This is a genomic window from Streptomyces sp. NPDC026246, from assembly GCF_055567995.1.
Genome location: NZ_JBVHPJ010000009.1, coordinates 147,650 through 162,440, shown reverse-complemented (window position 1 = coordinate 162,440; position 14,791 = coordinate 147,650). Strand labels below are relative to the sequence as shown.

The 14,791-nt window shown below is 73.0% G+C and carries 14 protein-coding genes and 1 tRNA gene; 3 read left to right on the top strand and 12 right to left on the bottom strand.

The features are described 5' to 3' along the window. The first annotated feature begins 8 nt into the window (after positions 1 to 8). Positions 9 to 3,239: a S41 family peptidase gene (locus ACZ4M5_RS23275; protein WP_467739746.1), complete on the top strand. Its 3,231-nt coding sequence runs from the start codon at positions 9 to 11 to the stop codon at positions 3,237 to 3,239. Positions 3,240 to 3,297: 58 nt separating this feature from the next. On the opposite strand, the gene ACZ4M5_RS23270 is transcribed toward ACZ4M5_RS23275, so the two are convergent. The 4 genes from ACZ4M5_RS23270 to ACZ4M5_RS23255 all read right to left on the bottom strand — a co-directional run bounded on the left by ACZ4M5_RS23270 (position 3,298) and on the right by ACZ4M5_RS23255 (position 6,899). Beyond that, positions 3,298 to 3,495, bottom strand: coding sequence for a hypothetical protein (locus ACZ4M5_RS23270; RefSeq protein WP_398111050.1), 198 nt, complete (start codon positions 3,493 to 3,495; stop codon positions 3,298 to 3,300). 76 nt (positions 3,496 to 3,571) lie between these two features. Next, positions 3,572 to 4,456 carry an SDR family oxidoreductase gene (locus ACZ4M5_RS23265; protein WP_467739744.1) on the bottom strand — a complete coding sequence of 295 codons (885 nt, stop codon included), beginning with the start codon at positions 4,454 to 4,456 and terminating at the stop codon, positions 3,572 to 3,574. Beyond that, entirely contained in the window at positions 4,453 to 5,373 is a 921-nt protein-coding gene (locus ACZ4M5_RS23260; protein ID WP_467739742.1) for an alpha/beta fold hydrolase, read from the bottom strand. Before ACZ4M5_RS23260 ends, ACZ4M5_RS23265 begins: the two co-directional genes overlap by 4 nt. Further along, entirely contained in the window at positions 5,370 to 6,899 is a 1,530-nt protein-coding gene (locus ACZ4M5_RS23255) for a flavin-containing monooxygenase (RefSeq protein WP_467739740.1), read from the bottom strand. The genes ACZ4M5_RS23260 and ACZ4M5_RS23255 overlap by 4 nt, the downstream gene beginning before the upstream one ends. 154 nt (positions 6,900 to 7,053) lie before the next feature. On the opposite strand from ACZ4M5_RS23255, the gene ACZ4M5_RS23250 reads away from it, so the two are divergent. Continuing rightward, a complete protein-coding gene (locus ACZ4M5_RS23250; protein WP_467739879.1) occupies positions 7,054 to 7,677 on the top strand; it encodes a MerR family transcriptional regulator in 624 nt (207 codons plus the stop codon). Between the two features lie 12 nt (positions 7,678 to 7,689). Here ACZ4M5_RS23250 and ACZ4M5_RS23245 read toward each other — a convergent pair whose 3' ends face one another. After that, a complete protein-coding gene (locus tag ACZ4M5_RS23245) occupies positions 7,690 to 8,493 on the bottom strand; it encodes an exodeoxyribonuclease III (protein WP_467739738.1) in 804 nt (267 codons plus the stop codon). Between the two features lie 60 nt (positions 8,494 to 8,553). Here ACZ4M5_RS23245 and ACZ4M5_RS23240 point away from each other — a divergent pair, with 60 nt between their 5' ends. Then, positions 8,554 to 9,042: a GNAT family N-acetyltransferase gene (locus ACZ4M5_RS23240; protein WP_467739736.1), complete on the top strand. Its 489-nt coding sequence runs from the start codon at positions 8,554 to 8,556 to the stop codon at positions 9,040 to 9,042. A 133-nt stretch (positions 9,043 to 9,175) separates the two neighbouring features. On the opposite strand, the gene ACZ4M5_RS23235 is transcribed toward ACZ4M5_RS23240, so the two are convergent. The 7 genes from ACZ4M5_RS23235 to galU all read right to left on the bottom strand — a co-directional run bounded on the left by ACZ4M5_RS23235 (position 9,176) and on the right by galU (position 14,698). Continuing rightward, positions 9,176 to 9,249 (bottom strand) — tRNA-Ala (locus tag ACZ4M5_RS23235). Between the two features lie 82 nt (positions 9,250 to 9,331). Beyond that, entirely contained in the window at positions 9,332 to 10,510 is a 1,179-nt protein-coding gene (gene sepX, locus ACZ4M5_RS23230) for a divisome protein SepX/GlpR (RefSeq protein ID WP_467739731.1), read from the bottom strand. A 172-nt stretch (positions 10,511 to 10,682) separates the two neighbouring features. After that, complete coding sequence (locus ACZ4M5_RS23225) at positions 10,683 to 11,303, bottom strand: GNAT family N-acetyltransferase (RefSeq protein ID WP_467739878.1); 621 nt, start codon at positions 11,301 to 11,303, stop codon at positions 10,683 to 10,685. A gap of 23 nt (positions 11,304 to 11,326) precedes the next feature. Continuing rightward, on the bottom strand, positions 11,327 to 11,863 hold the full coding sequence (locus ACZ4M5_RS23220; RefSeq protein ID WP_467739729.1) for a MogA/MoaB family molybdenum cofactor biosynthesis protein: 537 nt from the start codon (positions 11,861 to 11,863) through the stop codon (positions 11,327 to 11,329). After that, positions 11,860 to 12,369 carry a cyclic pyranopterin monophosphate synthase MoaC gene (moaC, locus tag ACZ4M5_RS23215; protein ID WP_467739727.1) on the bottom strand — a complete coding sequence of 170 codons (510 nt, stop codon included), beginning with the start codon at positions 12,367 to 12,369 and terminating at the stop codon, positions 11,860 to 11,862. The genes ACZ4M5_RS23220 and moaC overlap by 4 nt, the downstream gene beginning before the upstream one ends. Before the next feature lie 81 nt (positions 12,370 to 12,450). Next, positions 12,451 to 13,791, bottom strand: coding sequence for a molybdotransferase-like divisome protein Glp (glp, locus tag ACZ4M5_RS23210; RefSeq protein WP_467739726.1), 1,341 nt, complete (start codon positions 13,789 to 13,791; stop codon positions 12,451 to 12,453). Positions 13,792 to 13,795: 4 nt separating this feature from the next. Next, positions 13,796 to 14,698 carry a UTP--glucose-1-phosphate uridylyltransferase GalU gene (galU, locus tag ACZ4M5_RS23205; protein ID WP_467739724.1) on the bottom strand — a complete coding sequence of 301 codons (903 nt, stop codon included), beginning with the start codon at positions 14,696 to 14,698 and terminating at the stop codon, positions 13,796 to 13,798. Positions 14,699 to 14,791: the final 93 nt, after the last annotated feature.

Below are 14,791 nucleotides of genomic sequence, written 5' to 3'. Positions count from 1 at the left end.
ATGGTCGGGTGACCTATCTGCGTCTGCCGCACCTCCATGACGACCTGCTCTGCTTCGTGGCGGAGGACGACCTCTGGCTCGCCCCTCTGGACGGTCCCGGGCGCGCCTGGCGGCTCACCGTGGACCGCACCAAGGTGGGCCACCCGCGCTTCTCGCCCGACGGCCGCCACCTCGCGTACACGAGCTGGCGCACCCTCGTGCCCGAGGTGCACCTCGCCGCGGTGGACGGCGGCCCGGCCCGGCAGGTCAGCCACTGGGGCAGCGCCGACACCCGGGTCTGCGGCTGGACACCGGACGGCGACATCCTGGCCGTGGCCTCGCACGGCGAACCCTTCTCGTTCTTCACCTGGGCCTACAAGCTCTCCCCCGAGGGCGACCCGGGCCGCAAACTGCCCTGGGGCCCGGTCTCCGACATCCAGGTCGCCGACCTCGCCGGGGAGCGCAAGTCGCTGCTGCTCACCGGCACCCCGCCGCACGAACCGGCCTCCTGGAAGCGCTACCGCGGCGGGGCCACCGGCCGGCTGTGGCTGCACGGCGAACGGCTCCTCGACGGCCTCGACGGCCATCTGCACTCCCCCATGCTCGTCGGCGGCCGGATCGCCTTCCTCTCCGACCACGAGGGCGTCGGCAACCTCTACTCCTGCGCCCACGACGGTTCCGACCTGCGCCGCCACACCGACCACGACGCCTTCTACGCCCGCCACGCGTCCAGCGACGGCACCCGCGTGGTGTACCAGTGCGCGGGCGACCTGTGGCTGGTCGACGACCTGGCGCCGGACGCCGTGCCGCGCCGGCTGGACGTCCGGCTGAGCGGACCGCGGGCCGGGCGGCGCCCCTACCAGGTGGCGGCCTCCCAGCACCTCGACGGGCTCGCGGTCGACGAGACCGGGCGGGCCTGCGCGGTCGTCGTACGCGGCAGCCTGTACTGGCTCACCCACCGCGACGGCCCCGCCCGCGCCCTCGCCGACACCCCGGGCGTACGGGTGCGGCTGCCGGAGAGGCTCGGCGCCGGCGGCCGGGTGGCGTACGTGACCGACGCCGAGGGCGAGGACGCCGTCGAGATCGCCTTCCTGCCCCGGGCCAGCGGCGCCCGGGCGCCCCGGCGGCTGGCACAGGGTGCGCTGGGGCGGGTGCGTGAACTGGTGGCGGACCCCGCGGGCGAGCGGCTCGCGGTCGCCGCGCACGACGGCCGGCTGCTGCTGGTGGACGTGGGCGAGGACTCCCCCGGCGAGGTCACCGAGCTGACCAGGTCGGACAACGGCCCCGTGCGCGACCTGGCGTTCTCCCCCGACGGGGCGTGGCTGACCTGGTCGCACCCGGGCATCGGCCGGACCCTGCGGCAGATCAGACTCGCCAGGATCGCCGACCGGTTCGTCACCGACGTCACCAACGGCCGCTTCGAGGACGAGAACCCGGTCTTCACCCGCGACGGCCGCTACCTCGCCTTCCTCTCCTGGCGCGGCTTCGACCCCGTCTACGACGTGCACACCGGCGACCTGTCCTTCCCCCTGGGCTGCCGCCCCTACCTGGTGCCGCTGTCCTCCGCGACGCCCTCCCCGTTCGCGGTGAACCCCGAGGGCCGCCCGGCCGCCGGGGGCCTGGACCCCGTCGAGGACGACGGCAACGGCGAGAACGGGGCCGTGACCGTGGAGGTCGAGGGCCTGGAGAGCCGGGTCACCCCCTTCCCGGTCGCCGCCTCCAAGTACTCGGCGCTGCACCCGGTGGCCGGTGGCGGCCTGGTGTGGCTGCGCTGGCCGATCTCCGGCGCGCTCGGCGAGACCTTCGCCAGCCCGGACGACACCACCGGCCGGCCCACCCTGGAGCACTTCACCCTCGCCAAGGGCCGGAGGTCCGAACTGGCCCAGCACCTGGACGGGTTCGCCGTCAGCGGCGACGGCACCCGGCTGGTGATCGTCGACGAGGGCGAGCTGCGCGCCGTCCCGTCCCACGAACCGGGCGACTCCGACTCGACGGTGTGGATCGACGCACGCCGCATCCTGCACACCGTCGACCCCGCGACGGAATGGCGGCAGGCGTACGAGGAGGCCGGCCGGCTGATCCGGGCGTACTTCTGGGACCCCGGCATGTGCGGCATCGACTGGGACGGGGTGCTGGCCCAGTACCGCCCGCTGGTCGAACGGGTCGCGTCCCCGGACGAGTTCGCGGACCTGCTGCGCGAGGTGCTGGGCGAACTCGGCACGTCCCACGCCTACGTGACGGCCGCCCGGCGCAACGAGGGCCCGCCGCACTACCAGCGCCGCCAGGGCCTCCTCGGCGCGAACCTCGTGTGCCGCGACGGCAGGTGGACGGTCAAACGGATCCTGCCCGGCGACTCCTCCGACTCCAAGGCCCGCTCCCCGCTCGCCGGCACGGGCATCCGCGAGGGCGCGGTGCTCACCCACGTCGACGGCCGCCCGGTGGACCCCGGCACCGGCCCCTACCCGCTGCTGGCCGGCGCGGGCGGGACGACCGTGGAACTGACCTTCACCCCCGCCGAGGGCACGGGAGCGCCCCGCCGCGTCGCCGTCGTCCCGCTGACCGACGAACGGCCGCTGCGCTACCAGGACTGGGTGGCCAAACGCCGCGAGGTGGTCCGCGAGGTGAGCGGGGGCCGCTGCGGCTACCTGCACATCCCCGACATGGGCGGCTCCGGCTGGGCGCAGTTCAACCGCGACCTGCGCATGGAGGTCTCCCGGCCCGCCCTGATCGTGGACGTGCGCGGCAACGCCGGCGGCCACATCAGCGAACTGGTCGTCGAGACGCTGAGCCGGACCATCCTGGGCTGGGACCTGACCCGCGACGCCCAGCCCGTGTCGTACACCTCCAACGCGCCCCGCGGCCCGGTGGTGGCCCTGGCCGACGAGGCGACCTCCTCCGACGGTGACATGATCACCGCCGCGTTCAAGCTGCTCGGGCTGGGACCCGTGGTGGGACAGCGCACCTGGGGCGGAGTGGTCGGCATGACCGGCCGGCACGTACTGGGCGACGGCACCGTGATCACCGTGCCGATGAACGCGGCCTGGTTCGACGCCTACGGCTGGTCCGTGGAGAACAAGGGCGTCGCCCCCGACATCGACGTCCTGCGCACCCCGCTGGACTGGGCCGAGGGACGGCACGCCCAGCTGGCCGACGCCGTCGAACTCGCCCTGCGCCTGCTGGAGACCAACCCGCCCGCGACCCCGCCGACGTATCGCGACGTGCCCGACCGCTCCCGCCCGAAGCTGCCGCCGCGCGCCTGACCGGCACGGGAAAGGGGCGCCCCGCACGGGGGCGCCCCAGTCCGCTCAGCACGCAACGTCAGGCGTCGAAGTCCTGGTCGAAGCGGTCCTCCTGCTCGCGCTCACGCTCACGGTCGCGCTGCGGCTGCGAGGGGTCCATGTCCTCGTCACGCCGACGGCCGCGGCCCTGCATCTGCTCGCGAGCCTGGTCCGCCTTCTGACGGGCCTGGTTCTGCCACTGCTCGGACTTCTCCTGGAACTGGTCCTTCATACCCATGTGGGTTCACTCCCGTTGGGGGTGAGGGGATCTGGCTCGATCAGATTCACACGGGCCGTGACCCTGCGCATGTCGATCATTCACGGAGCGTAGTGCGCTGCTGTTCGTCGGCCGCGCCACCGGCCCCCACCAGGCCCGTGCGCATGCCCGTCAGCCGGTCGGCGAAGCGCCGCATCTCCCGCTGCCCCACCGTCCCGATGACCGCGGGCAGGTAGCCGCGCACCCCCTGCATCCCGCGCAGCCACCACTGCCCGTAGACGTGGCTCGACCGGCGCTCGATGCCCGCCACCAGCCGGTCCACCGCGGGACCGAGCGGATAGGTCTTGTTGGACGGCCAGGGCAGCCGCTGCCTCAACTCCCGCATCACGTCGTCCTGGTCGGCCCCGCGCACCATGTCCGTGTCCGTCCACGACAGATACCCGACACCGACCCCCACGCCCCGGTAACCGACCTCGGCCCGCAGACTGTGCGCGTACGCCTCCACGCCCGACTTGGACGCGCAGTACGCGGTCATCATCGGCGCCGGGGTGATGGCGGCCAGGGACGCGATCTGCAGCAGATAGCCCCGGCTCTCCAGCAGCGCGGGCAGGAAGGCCCGTGCGGTCACCGCCGAGCCGATCAGATTCACCTCGATCACCCGCCGCCAGGACTCCGGGTCGGAGTCGGCGAACGGACCGCCGGTCGCCACACCGGCGTTGGCGACGACGATGTCCACCCGGCCGAAGCGCTCCTTCACCGCCGCGGCGACCCGGGCCATCTCCTCGTGGTCGGTGACGTCGGCGTGCCAGTGGTCGCTGTCGCTGTGCAGCCGCGCCGAGACCTGCTTGAGCGCGTCCGGCTCCAGCCCGACCAGGGCGACCCTCACGCCTCGCGCGGAGAGCTTGCGGGCCAGCAACTCCCCCACACCGCGCGCCGCTCCGGTCACCACGGCGACCTTGCCCTCGAGGCTGACCCTGCTCATGCGCTCTCCTCGGATACGACCTGGATGTGGGTGGTGACGAGCTCGCGTATCGCCCGATTGACGGGCTCGGGCGCCTCGATGGGCGCCATGTGGCCGATGCCGGGCAGTTCGGTGATCCCGGTGCACCGGGGCAGTGCCTCGCACAGCGCCCGGGCCCGCGACGGCGGCGTCAGCCGGTCCGCCGTGCCGACGACGACCGCCGTCGGCACCCGCAACTCCCGCACGCCGTGGTCGAGATCGAGCAGGTCGAGCACCTGCGACCAGGTGTGGCGGACCGTGCGGGGGCAGGCGTGCACGATCCGGGCACACGCCTCGACCATGTGCGGCGCCGAAGCCGGGCCCATGGTCCCGTACTTGAGGATCCGCCGGGCCAGGGGCGTCACCGGCCCGAGCGGGGCGCGCGAGCCGAGGATCCGCCGGGTCAGCCAGGTGCGCAGCCGCCCGGGCCGCAGGGGCACGACGGTGGAGGCCGCCACCAGCTGCGAACTGCCCGTGCTGCACAGCAGGACGGCGGCCGCGTGGGCCCGGAAGCCGGCCCGGGCGGAGGCCGCCATGACGGTCATGCCGCCCATGGAGTGCCCCGCGATCACGGCCTGTTCGCCGGGGGCGAGGGTGGCTTCGAGGACGGCTTCCAGGTCGTCGGCGAGCGCGTCGGTGCTGCACGCCCGGCTCGCGGGGCTGCGGCCGTGGCCGCGCTGGTCGTAGGCGATGACCCGGTGGTCGGCGGCCAGGTCGCGGATCTGCGCCGCCCAGAAGGCGGTGGAGCAGGTCCAGCCGTGGGCGAGGACCACCGCCGGGGCGCCCTCGGGTCCGTGGACCTCCACGTGCAGCCGGGCGCCGTCGGCGGAGACGGCGGTCAGCTCGCGCACCGGGACGGGCGGGGCGTAGGGCCCGGAGTCGACGTACATGCGGCTCACGCGTCCACCCCCGCCTTCGTCGCGTCCCGCTGCTCGCCCCGGCCGGCCGCGGGCGCCCGCAGCACGTCGTACTCGGCGAGGTCCACGCGCCGCGTCGCGCGCCGGAACTCGGCCGTCGTCCCGGGCCAGATGGTGGTGTTGCGACCGCTGGCGTCGAGGTACCAGCTGGTGCAGCCTCCGGTGTTCCACACCGTCCGCTTCATGCGTTCCTGCACACGGTGGTTCCACCCGCGCACGGCCTCGGGCCGGGCGTCGAGGGCGACCCGGCCCCCGAGCACGTCGAGCTGGCGCACGAAGTCGGCCAGGTAGTTCAGCTGGGACTCGATCATCAGGATCATCGAGGAGTTCCCCAGGCCCGTGTTGGGTCCGATGATCGTCATCCAGTTCGGGAAACCGGCCGCCGAGGCGCCGCGCAGGGCCTCCATGCCGCCCTGCCACGTCTCGGCCAGCGTCCGGCCGTCGGCGCCCACGACCCGGTCGGCGATGGGCATGTCGGTGACGTGGAAGCCGGTTCCGAAGACGATCGCGTCCACCTCGGCCTCACTGCCGTCGGCGGCGACCAGGGTGGAGCCGCGCACCTCGGCCAGACCGCTCGCCACGACGTCCACGTTCGGCCGCGCGATCGCCGGGTAGTACGCGCTGGACAGCAGGATCCGCTTGCAGCCGATGCGGTAGTCCGGCGTGAGCTTCGCCCGCAGCGCCGGGTCCTTGATCGCCCGGGCCATGTTGCGCTTGGCCAGCTGCTCGACGAAGCCCAGTTCGTTCGGGCGCTTGGTGAACGCCTGCACCTGCAGCTCCCGGATGCCCCACAGCAGTCCGCGGCGCAGCTGCGAGGTGAAGGGCAGCTGCCGGTGCAGCCACCGCTCGGCGTTGCTGACGGCCCGGTCCATCCGGGGCATCACCCACGGCGGGGTGCGCTGGAAGAGGGTGAGCCGGGAGACCTCCGGCTGGATCGACGGCACGATCTGGATGGCCGAGGCGCCGGTGCCCACCACGGCGACGCGCTTGCCGCGCAAGTCGTAGTCGTGGTCCCAGCGGGCGGAGTGGAACACCTTGCCGGGGAAGGACTCCAGGCCGGGGACGTCCGGCACCTTCGGATCGGACAGCGGCCCGGTGGCCGACACGACCATGTCCGCCGACAGGCTCCCGCTGCTGGTGTCGATGTCCCAGCACAGCCGCTCGGCGTCCCAGGCCATCCGCTTCACCTCCGAGTCGAAGCGGATGTGCGGCCGCAGCCGGAAGGTGTCCGCCACGTGCTCCAGGTAGGCGCGGATGTGCTCCTGGCCGGAGAAGGTGCGCGGCCAGTCCGGGTTGGGCGCGAAGGAGAACGAGTACAGGTGCGAGGGCACGTCGCAGGCGCATCCCGGGTAGCTGTTGTCCCGCCAGGTGCCGCCGACGCTGCTCGCCCGCTCCAGCACGACGAAGTCGGTGATCCCCTCCCGGCGCAGCCGCACGGCGGCCCCCAGCCCGCCGAACCCGGATCCGACCACCGCGACCCGTACGTGCTCGCGTTCGCGCTCGCCCATGCCGACACCTCCACACACCACGAGAACCGTGCCAGTGAACACTGGCGCAATGGGAGCGTAGGGCAGGAGCGTACCGATGGGTAGGGGGCAGGACGAGGAAGTTACCGGCGGTACGCCTTAAGGTGCCCAGGTGGCCGAGAAGCGTGAATACCGCATGGAAGAGCTGGCCCGCCTCGCCGGGATCACGGTGCGCACCCTGCGCTTCTACCGCGAGCGCAAGCTGATCCCGCCACCGCGCCGCGAGGGCCGCATCGCCTGGTACGACGACGACCACCTGGCCCGGCTGCGCACCATCACCGCCCTGCTGGAGCGCGGCCACACCCTCAGCGGCATCGCCGAACTGGCCGAGGCCTTCGACCACGGCCGGGACGTCGGCGACCTCCTCGGCGTCGGCCCGCCCACCGAGGAGGAGCCGGTCCACCTCACCCCCGAGGAACTCGCCGACCACTTCGCCGGCGAGGCCACCCCCGAGAACCTCGCGGCCGCGATGGACCTCGGCTACCTCGGCACCGACGGCGGCGAGATCGTGCACATCAGCCGCCGCCTGCTGGAGGTCTCCTCGGCCCTGGTCCAGGAGGGCATCCCGCTCGCGGAGGTCCTCGCCGCCGCCAAGGAGGTCCGTACCCACACCGACGCCCTGGCCGACCTCTTCACGGCCCTGGTCCTCCGCCACGCGAACCGAACGGACCTCCCCCGCCTGCGCCCCCTGGCCCGCAGCGTGGTGGAGGCGGAACTGTCCCTGGCGCTGGACCGGCGGATGCGCGCGGGAGACTCCTAGGGCCGGACGGATCTAGCGGTCGTAGACGACGGTCACGGGGGCGTGGTCGGACCACCGCTCGGCGTGCGTGGCGGCGCGCTCCACGAACCCCTTGACGGCCCGCTCGGCGAGCCCCGGGGTGGAGACGTGGTAGTCGATGCGCCAACCCGTGTCGTTGTCGAAGGCCCGCCCCCGGTACGACCACCACGAGTACGGGCCCTCCGTGTCCGGGTGGAGGGTGCGGACGACGTCGGCGTAGCCTCCGTCCGCCGGGTCGAAGACCTGGGTCAGCCAGGCGCGTTCCTCGGGCAGGAAGCCGGAGGACTTCTGGTTGCCGCGCCAGTTCTTCAGGTCGGCCTTGTCGTGGGCGATGTTCCAGTCGCCGCAGACCAGCACCTCACGCCCCTCGGCGGCGGCCCGCTGCCGGAGGTCCTTCAGGTAGGCGAGGAACTCGCCCATGAAGCGTTCCTTCTCGTCCTGCCGCTCCGTGCCGACCTCGCCGGAGGGCAGGTACAGCGAGGCGACGGTGACGCCCGGCAGGTCCGCCTCCACGTACCGGCCGCTGCCGTCGAACTCGGCGGAGCCGAAGCCGATCCGCACCCGGTCGGGCTCGCGGCGGCTGTACAGGGACACCCCGGCACGGCCCTTCGCGGCGGCCGGGGCGTGCACGACGTGCCAGCCCTCGGGCGCGCGGACGTGTTCGGGCAGCTGCTCCGGTTCGGCCCGCACCTCCTGCAGGCACAGCACGTCGGCCGAGGTCCCGGCGAGCCACTCCACGAAGCCCTTCTTCGCGGCGGCCCGCAGCCCGTTCACATTCACAGAGGTCACAGTCAGCACCCCGGCACGATACCGGCACCCTGGACTGCGTCCAGTTCCGGATCACATACCGTATCCGTCATGGACATACGCCGGGTCTCCTTCGACCACCCCGACGCCATGAAGCTCAGCGACCAGGTCCAGGCCGAGTACGCCGTCCGCTACGGGGACGACGGCGACGCCACCCCCATGGCCGCCGCCGACTTCGACCCGCCGAACGGGACCTACCTGGTCGCCTACGACGCGGACGGCACACCGGTCGCCTCGGGCGGCTGGCGCACCCAGGACGCCAACGACGAGGGCAACCTCGACGGCGACGCCGAGCTCAAGCGGATGTACGTGATCGAGCAGATGCGCGGCCGGGGTCTGGCCCGCCGCATCCTGGCCGCCCTGGAGGAGGACGCCCGGGCGGCGGGACGCCGGCGCATGGTCCTGGAGACCGGCACCAAGCAGCCCGAGGCCATCGCCCTGTACACGTCCAGCGGCTACGCGCCCTGCGGGAAGTTCGGCTACTACCGTCATCACGAGGCGAGCCGCTGCTTCGCCAAGGACCTGCGGCCGGGCGGCTGACGGGCGCTCAGCGCGTGTCCCTGCTGTGGCTCGTGTCACCCCGGCGCGGGCCACCGCCGGCCACCGGCTCACCGATCGGGCCCTGAACATACGTCAGAGCCCGGTCGGTTTCCCGACCGGGCTCTGAGCTGCGTGGACCTGAGGGGATTTGAACCCCTGGCCCCCTCGATGCGAACGAGGTGCGCTACCGGACTGCGCCACAGGCCCTTGCAACGAGTGAAACTTTAGCACCCCGATCGGCCTGCTTGGAAATCCGTTCCGAAGGGGCGGCCACCTGCGGGTTCGAGGGCTACTCGTTGGCCGCCCGGGGGCGCTCGCCGTCCTCGTACTGGTCGAACAGGGGCGTGCGCCCGCGCTCCCGGGCCCGTCGGGCGGAGGCCGCGCGGCGTGCGTCGCTGCGCCCGTCGTCGTCGGCCGGTGCCTGCGGGCGGGGGTCCGCCGCGGCCGGCTCGACGGGCGCGCTCTCGTGCTCGGCGTCCGGTGCGACCGCGCTGGAGCGGGCCGAGCTCCAGGTGTCGGGGGCGCCGAGGTCCACGTCGCTGGTGGCCCGCGGGGCGACCGGCGCGGTCACGTACGTCGGCAGAGGCACCGGCACCGGCTCCCAGCTGTCGCCGCCCTGGCCGGGCCGCCGCTGCCGTTCGCGCTGCTGGTCGACCCACTCGGCGTGATCGGTCTGCTCGACGAGGGCACGCCGGTCCGCCGCGAGGGCGGACAGCCCGGGGTCGGTCACCGGCTCGGGTCCCTCCTCCGGCTCGGCGGCCTCCTCGTCGGCCGCCAGGCGCCTGCGGGGCTGGCGCTGCCGCTCGCGCAGCCGCTGGGCCGCGACCTCGGCCATGCGGCGGTCCATCTGGTACACGAACCGCCGGCGCTCCTGGGAGCGCAGGTAGGCGATGTACACGCTGAGCATGACCGCGGGCACGCCGGGAGCCCACAGGAACGCGAGTCCGCCGACGGCCGCGACGATCGCGCCGAGGGTGAAGGCGAGGAAGAGCATGATCGTGGTGCGCCGGCGGCGCGCGAGGACCTTCGAGCGCCGGGCCCGTGCTGCGGCCGCCTCGGCCTGCGGAGAGGGGCGCCGGGCGGCGGGGCCGGGCGTGCGGTCGCGCGTGCGGTCGCGGCCGGCCGGGTCCGGTGCCGGGTGGGCCGGCTGTTCGGGGGCGGGCGACGGTACGGGCGCCTGGGTGTGCGGGCGGGTCTTGGACACGGCGAAGGCCCGGACGTCCACCGACTCGGTGGCGGCGTCCAGGTCGCCGGCGTCCTGCTCCCCCTCCTCGGCGGAGCGCGCCCGCAGGTCCTTGGCGTACCGGCGCTCCATGGCCGCCTTTCCGGACAGGAGCCGGATGGCGGTGCTGAAGCGTTCCGTCGGACGGGCCTCGTTCAGCTCGTCCTGCCTACGGAGCCACATCGGCACCAAGTAGGCGGCCCAGGCCCCGACAATGACTGCGTAGATGAGGCCGCTGCTGCTCACGCCTCACACCGTAGAGGGGTTTGCGTGAGGCCATCTGCCAATTGAGCCGGTGTGTCGCACGATCTGGCTGATATTTCGAACTTTTCTTGTGACCGATGCGATCAGCAGACCGCTCGGGCCGGGAATTCATGACCGCGAGACGGTCATCCGGCGATCAATTTCGAACACGTATTCAATTTCCCGGGTGGTGACGCATTCCCGGATTACTCTGCGCGCGGGCCCGGTGCCAGCGCCTGAGCAGCCCGTCCGGCACTTCCTCCGCGGTGAGCGCGAAGACGAGATGGTCGCGCCAGGCGCCGTCGATGTGCAGATAACGCGGCCGCAGACCCTCCTCGCGGAATCCGAGTTTCTCCACGACCCGGCGGCTCGGGCCGTTCTCCGGGCGAATGCAGACCTCGATGCGGTGCAGTCCGACCGAGCGGAAACAGTGGTCCGTCACGAGGGCCACCGCCGTCGGCATCACGCCGCGCCCGGCCACCGCCTCGTCCACCCAGTAGCCGATGTGCCCCGAGCACATCGAGCCCCAGGTGATCCCGGCGACCGTCAGCTGCCCGACCAGCCGCCCCTGGTACTCGATCACGAACGGCAGCATCCGGCCCGCGTTGGCCTCCGACCGCAGGTGGCGCACCATCTGGCGGAAGGTCGGGCGGTGCGTCAGGGGCCCGCCCGGCGTGGGCGGCGGGATCGTCGCCTCCCAGGGGCGCAGCCAGTCGCGGTTGCGCCGGTTGACATCGCGCCACGCCCGCTGGTCGCGCAGCTTTATGGGCCTGAGGACGATGTCGCCGTCCACCAGCTCGGCGGGCCAGGATGGGCGGTTCAGCTCGCACCCCCACTGCCGGGTCTCGGGTGGTCGCCGCCGCGCAGCTGCTCGACGGCGTGGACGAGCAGCGGCTCCAGGACGGTGAGGCCGTCCTTCACGCCGCCGCTGGATCCGGGCAGGTTGACGATCAGGGTGCTCCCGGCCACTCCGGCCAGACCGCGGGAGAGGGCCGCGGTGGGCACCTTCTCGCGGCCGAACGCCCGGACGGCCTCGGCGATGCCGGGCACCTCGTGGTCGATCACCCGGCGGGTGGCCTCGGGGGTGCGGTCGGTGGGCGAGATGCCCGTGCCGCCGGTGGTGACGATCACGTCGTAGCCGGCGTCGGCCCCGGCGCGCAGGGCCGCTTCGACGGGGTCGCCGTCCGGGACGACCTGCGGGCCGTCGACGGCGAAGCCGAAGCGCTTCAGGCCGTCGGCGATCAGCGGACCGCCCTTGTCCTCGTAGACGCCGGCAGCGGCCCGGTTCGATGCGGTGACGACCAGGGCTCGGTACGGGGCCGAGCGTGCGTCACCGGTCGGCGCGTCGTGTGTCATGCCCGGCTCCAGTCGCCCGACTTGCCGCCCGTCTTCTCCTCCACCCGCACGTCCGTGATGACCGCTCCCTTGTCGACCGCCTTGACCATGTCGATCACGGTGAGCGCGGCGACGGAGACCGCGGTGAGGGCCTCCATCTCGACGCCCGTGCGGTCCGTCGTCTTCACGGTGGCCAGGATCTCCACGGCGTCGTCCGCGACCGACAGGTCCAGTTTCACACCGGACACCGACAACGGGTGGCAGAGCGGGATGAGGTCGGGGGTGCGTTTGGCGCCCATGATCCCGGCGATCCGCGCGGTCGCGAGGGCGTCGCCCTTGGGGACACCCTCGCCGCGCAGCAGTTCGATCACGCGGGGCGAGACCAGGACACGTCCGCTGGCGCGCGCGGTGCGCGCGGTCACGTCCTTGTCCGAGACGTCGACCATGCGGGCCGCGCCCGCCTCGTCGATGTGCGTCAGCCGGTCCTGTGCGGGGCCGTCCCGCGTGGGTGGGTCCTGCGTGCTCATGCTGTGTGGCGCTCCCGGTCCGGGCCCGTCGCGGTGCGGCGCGGGGCCTGCTGTGCGCGACACGGTACCCCCAACCAGGGGCTATCGGCCGAGCAGGACCACCTCGACCGCGGTGCCCGGCTCGACGGACTCGGTGTCCTCGGGGACGACGATGAGGGCGTCCGCGTGGGCGAGGGCGGCGACCAGGTGGGATCCGGCCCCGCCGACGGGGGTGACGCGGCCGCCGGAGCAGGTGGCGCGCAGGAACTGCCGACGGCCCTTCGGCGAGGTCAGGGCCTTGTCCGCGACGAGCGTCGCCCGGGTCGTGGGGCGGTGCACGTCCTCCAGGCCCATGAGGGTGCGGATGGCCGGGCGGACGAACAACTCGAAGGAGACGTACGAGGACACCGGGTTGCCGGGCAGGGCCAGCAGCGGGGTGTGGTCGGGGCCGATGGAACCGAAGCCCTGGGGCTTGCCGGGCTGCATGGCGAGCTTGCGGAACTCCACGCCGCTGCCGGGCTCGTCCTCGTCGCCGACGTGGGACAGGGCCTCCTTGACGACGTCGTAGGCGCCGACGCTGACGCCGCCCGTGGTGACCACCAGGTCGGCGCGGACGAGCTGGTCCTCGATGGTGGAGCGCAGGGTCTCGGCGTCGTCGGCGACGGCGCCCACGCGGTAGGCGATGGCGCCGGCGTCCCGGGCGGCCGCGGTGAGGGCGAAGCTGTTGGAGTCGTAGATCTGACCCGTGCGCAGTTCCGTGTCGGGCTGGACGAGTTCGCTGCCGGTGGAGAGCACCACCACGCGCGGGCGGGGACGTACGCGGACGGTGCCGCGGCCGATCGCGGCGAGCAGGGCGATCTGCGGCGGGCCGAGGATCGTGCCCGCCTCCAGGGCACGGTCGCCGGCCTTCACGTCGCTGCCCTTGGCGCGCACGTGCGCGCGGGGCCCGGCCGGGCGGTGGACCTGCACCTGCCCGGTGGCGCCCTCGGGGGCGAGGCTGCGGGCGCGCATGCCGTGCACCGGGCCCTCGCCGAGCCCGCCGTCGGTCCACTCCACGGGCACGACGGTCTCGGCGCCGGGCGGCAGCGGGGCGCCGGTCATGATGCGGGCGGCCTGGCCGGGGCCCACGTGGACGAGGTCGGCCTGACCCGCGGCCACGTCCCCGACGACCTCCAGGGAGGCCGGGAACTCCTCGCTCGCGCCCGCCACGTCCGCGACCCGCACCGCGTAGCCGTCCATCGAGCTGTTGTCGAAGGGTGGCAGGGACACCGGCACCGTGACGTCCTCGACGAGGACGCAGCCCTGGGCGTCGAGCAGGTGCAGCTCGATGGGCTCCAGGGGCCGGACGGTGGCGAGGATGTCCTCCAGGTGCTCGTCCACCGACCACAGGTGGCCGGAGCCGGCGTGGTCGTGGCCGGTGACGCGGGGCGCGGCGCTGCTCAACGTGCTACATCTCCTCGGCTACGAAACTGCGAAGCCAGGTCCGGAACTCCGGGCCCAGGTCTTCACGTTCGCACGCGAGGCGGACAATGGCACGCAGGTAGTCGCCGCGGTCGCCGGTGTCATAGCGGCGGCCCTTGAAGACGACGCCGTGCACCGGGCCGCCGATCTTCTCGTCCTCGGTGAGCTGCTGGAGGGCGTCGGTCAGCTGGATCTCGCCGCCGCGGCCGGGCTCGGTGCGGCGCAGGACGTCGAAGATGTTCGGGTCCAGGACGTAGCGGCCGATGATCGCGTAGTTGGAGGGCGCGTCGGCCGGGTCGGGCTTCTCGACCAGGCCGCCTACCTTGACGACGTCGCTGTCCTCGGTGGTCTCCACGGCCGCGCAGCCGTAGAGGTGGATCTGCTCCGGGGCGACCTCCATGAGGGCGACGACGCTGCCGCCGCGCTGCTCCTGGACCTCGACCATGCGCTGGAGGAGGGGGTCGCGGGGGTCGATCAGGTCGTCGCCGAGGAGGACGGCGAAGGGCTCGTCGCCGACGTGCGGGGCGGCGCACAGGACGGCGTGGCCGAGGCCCCGGGGGTCGCCCTGGCGGACGTAGTGCATCGTCGCGAGGTCGCTGGACTCCTGGACCTTGGCGAGGCGGTTCTCGTCCCCCTTCTTCAGCAGGGCCGATTCCAGCTCGTAGTTGCGGTCGAAGTGGTCCTCCAGCGGGCGCTTGTTGCGGCCCGTCACCATGAGGACGTCATCGAGACCCGCCGCGACGGCCTCCTCGACCACGTACTGGATCGCCGGCTTGTCGACGACCGGCAGCATCTCCTTCGGAGTGGCCTTGGTGGCCGGCAGGAACCGGGTGCCGAGGCCTGCCGCGGGGATGACAGCCTTGCTGATCCGAGGGTGAACCTGTGTCATGGCCGACACCCTAGCCGCTGCCTTGGGATGGAATCAGCGGCTCCGATTCATTGGCACTCATATGAGCTGATTGCCACGGTACGGGAGCAACCA

Coding starts and splice junctions, on each gene's coding strand:
- ACZ4M5_RS23270 (WP_398111050.1), bottom strand. CDS start 3,495: ATGGGTATGAAGGACCAGTTCCAGGAGAAGTCCGAGCAGTGGCAGAAC.
- galU (WP_467739724.1), bottom strand. CDS start 14,698: ATGACACAGGTTCACCCTCGGATCAGCAAGGCTGTCATCCCCGCGGCA.
- moaC (WP_467739727.1), bottom strand. CDS start 12,369: ATGAGCACGCAGGACCCACCCACGCGGGACGGCCCCGCACAGGACCGG.
- ACZ4M5_RS23220 (WP_467739729.1), bottom strand. CDS start 11,863: ATGACACACGACGCGCCGACCGGTGACGCACGCTCGGCCCCGTACCGA.
- ACZ4M5_RS23255 (WP_467739740.1), bottom strand. CDS start 6,899: ATGGGCGAGCGCGAACGCGAGCACGTACGGGTCGCGGTGGTCGGATCC.
- ACZ4M5_RS23265 (WP_467739744.1), bottom strand. CDS start 4,456: ATGAGCAGGGTCAGCCTCGAGGGCAAGGTCGCCGTGGTGACCGGAGCG.
- ACZ4M5_RS23240 (WP_467739736.1), top strand. CDS start 8,554: ATGGACATACGCCGGGTCTCCTTCGACCACCCCGACGCCATGAAGCTC.
- ACZ4M5_RS23250 (WP_467739879.1), top strand. CDS start 7,054: ATGGAAGAGCTGGCCCGCCTCGCCGGGATCACGGTGCGCACCCTGCGC.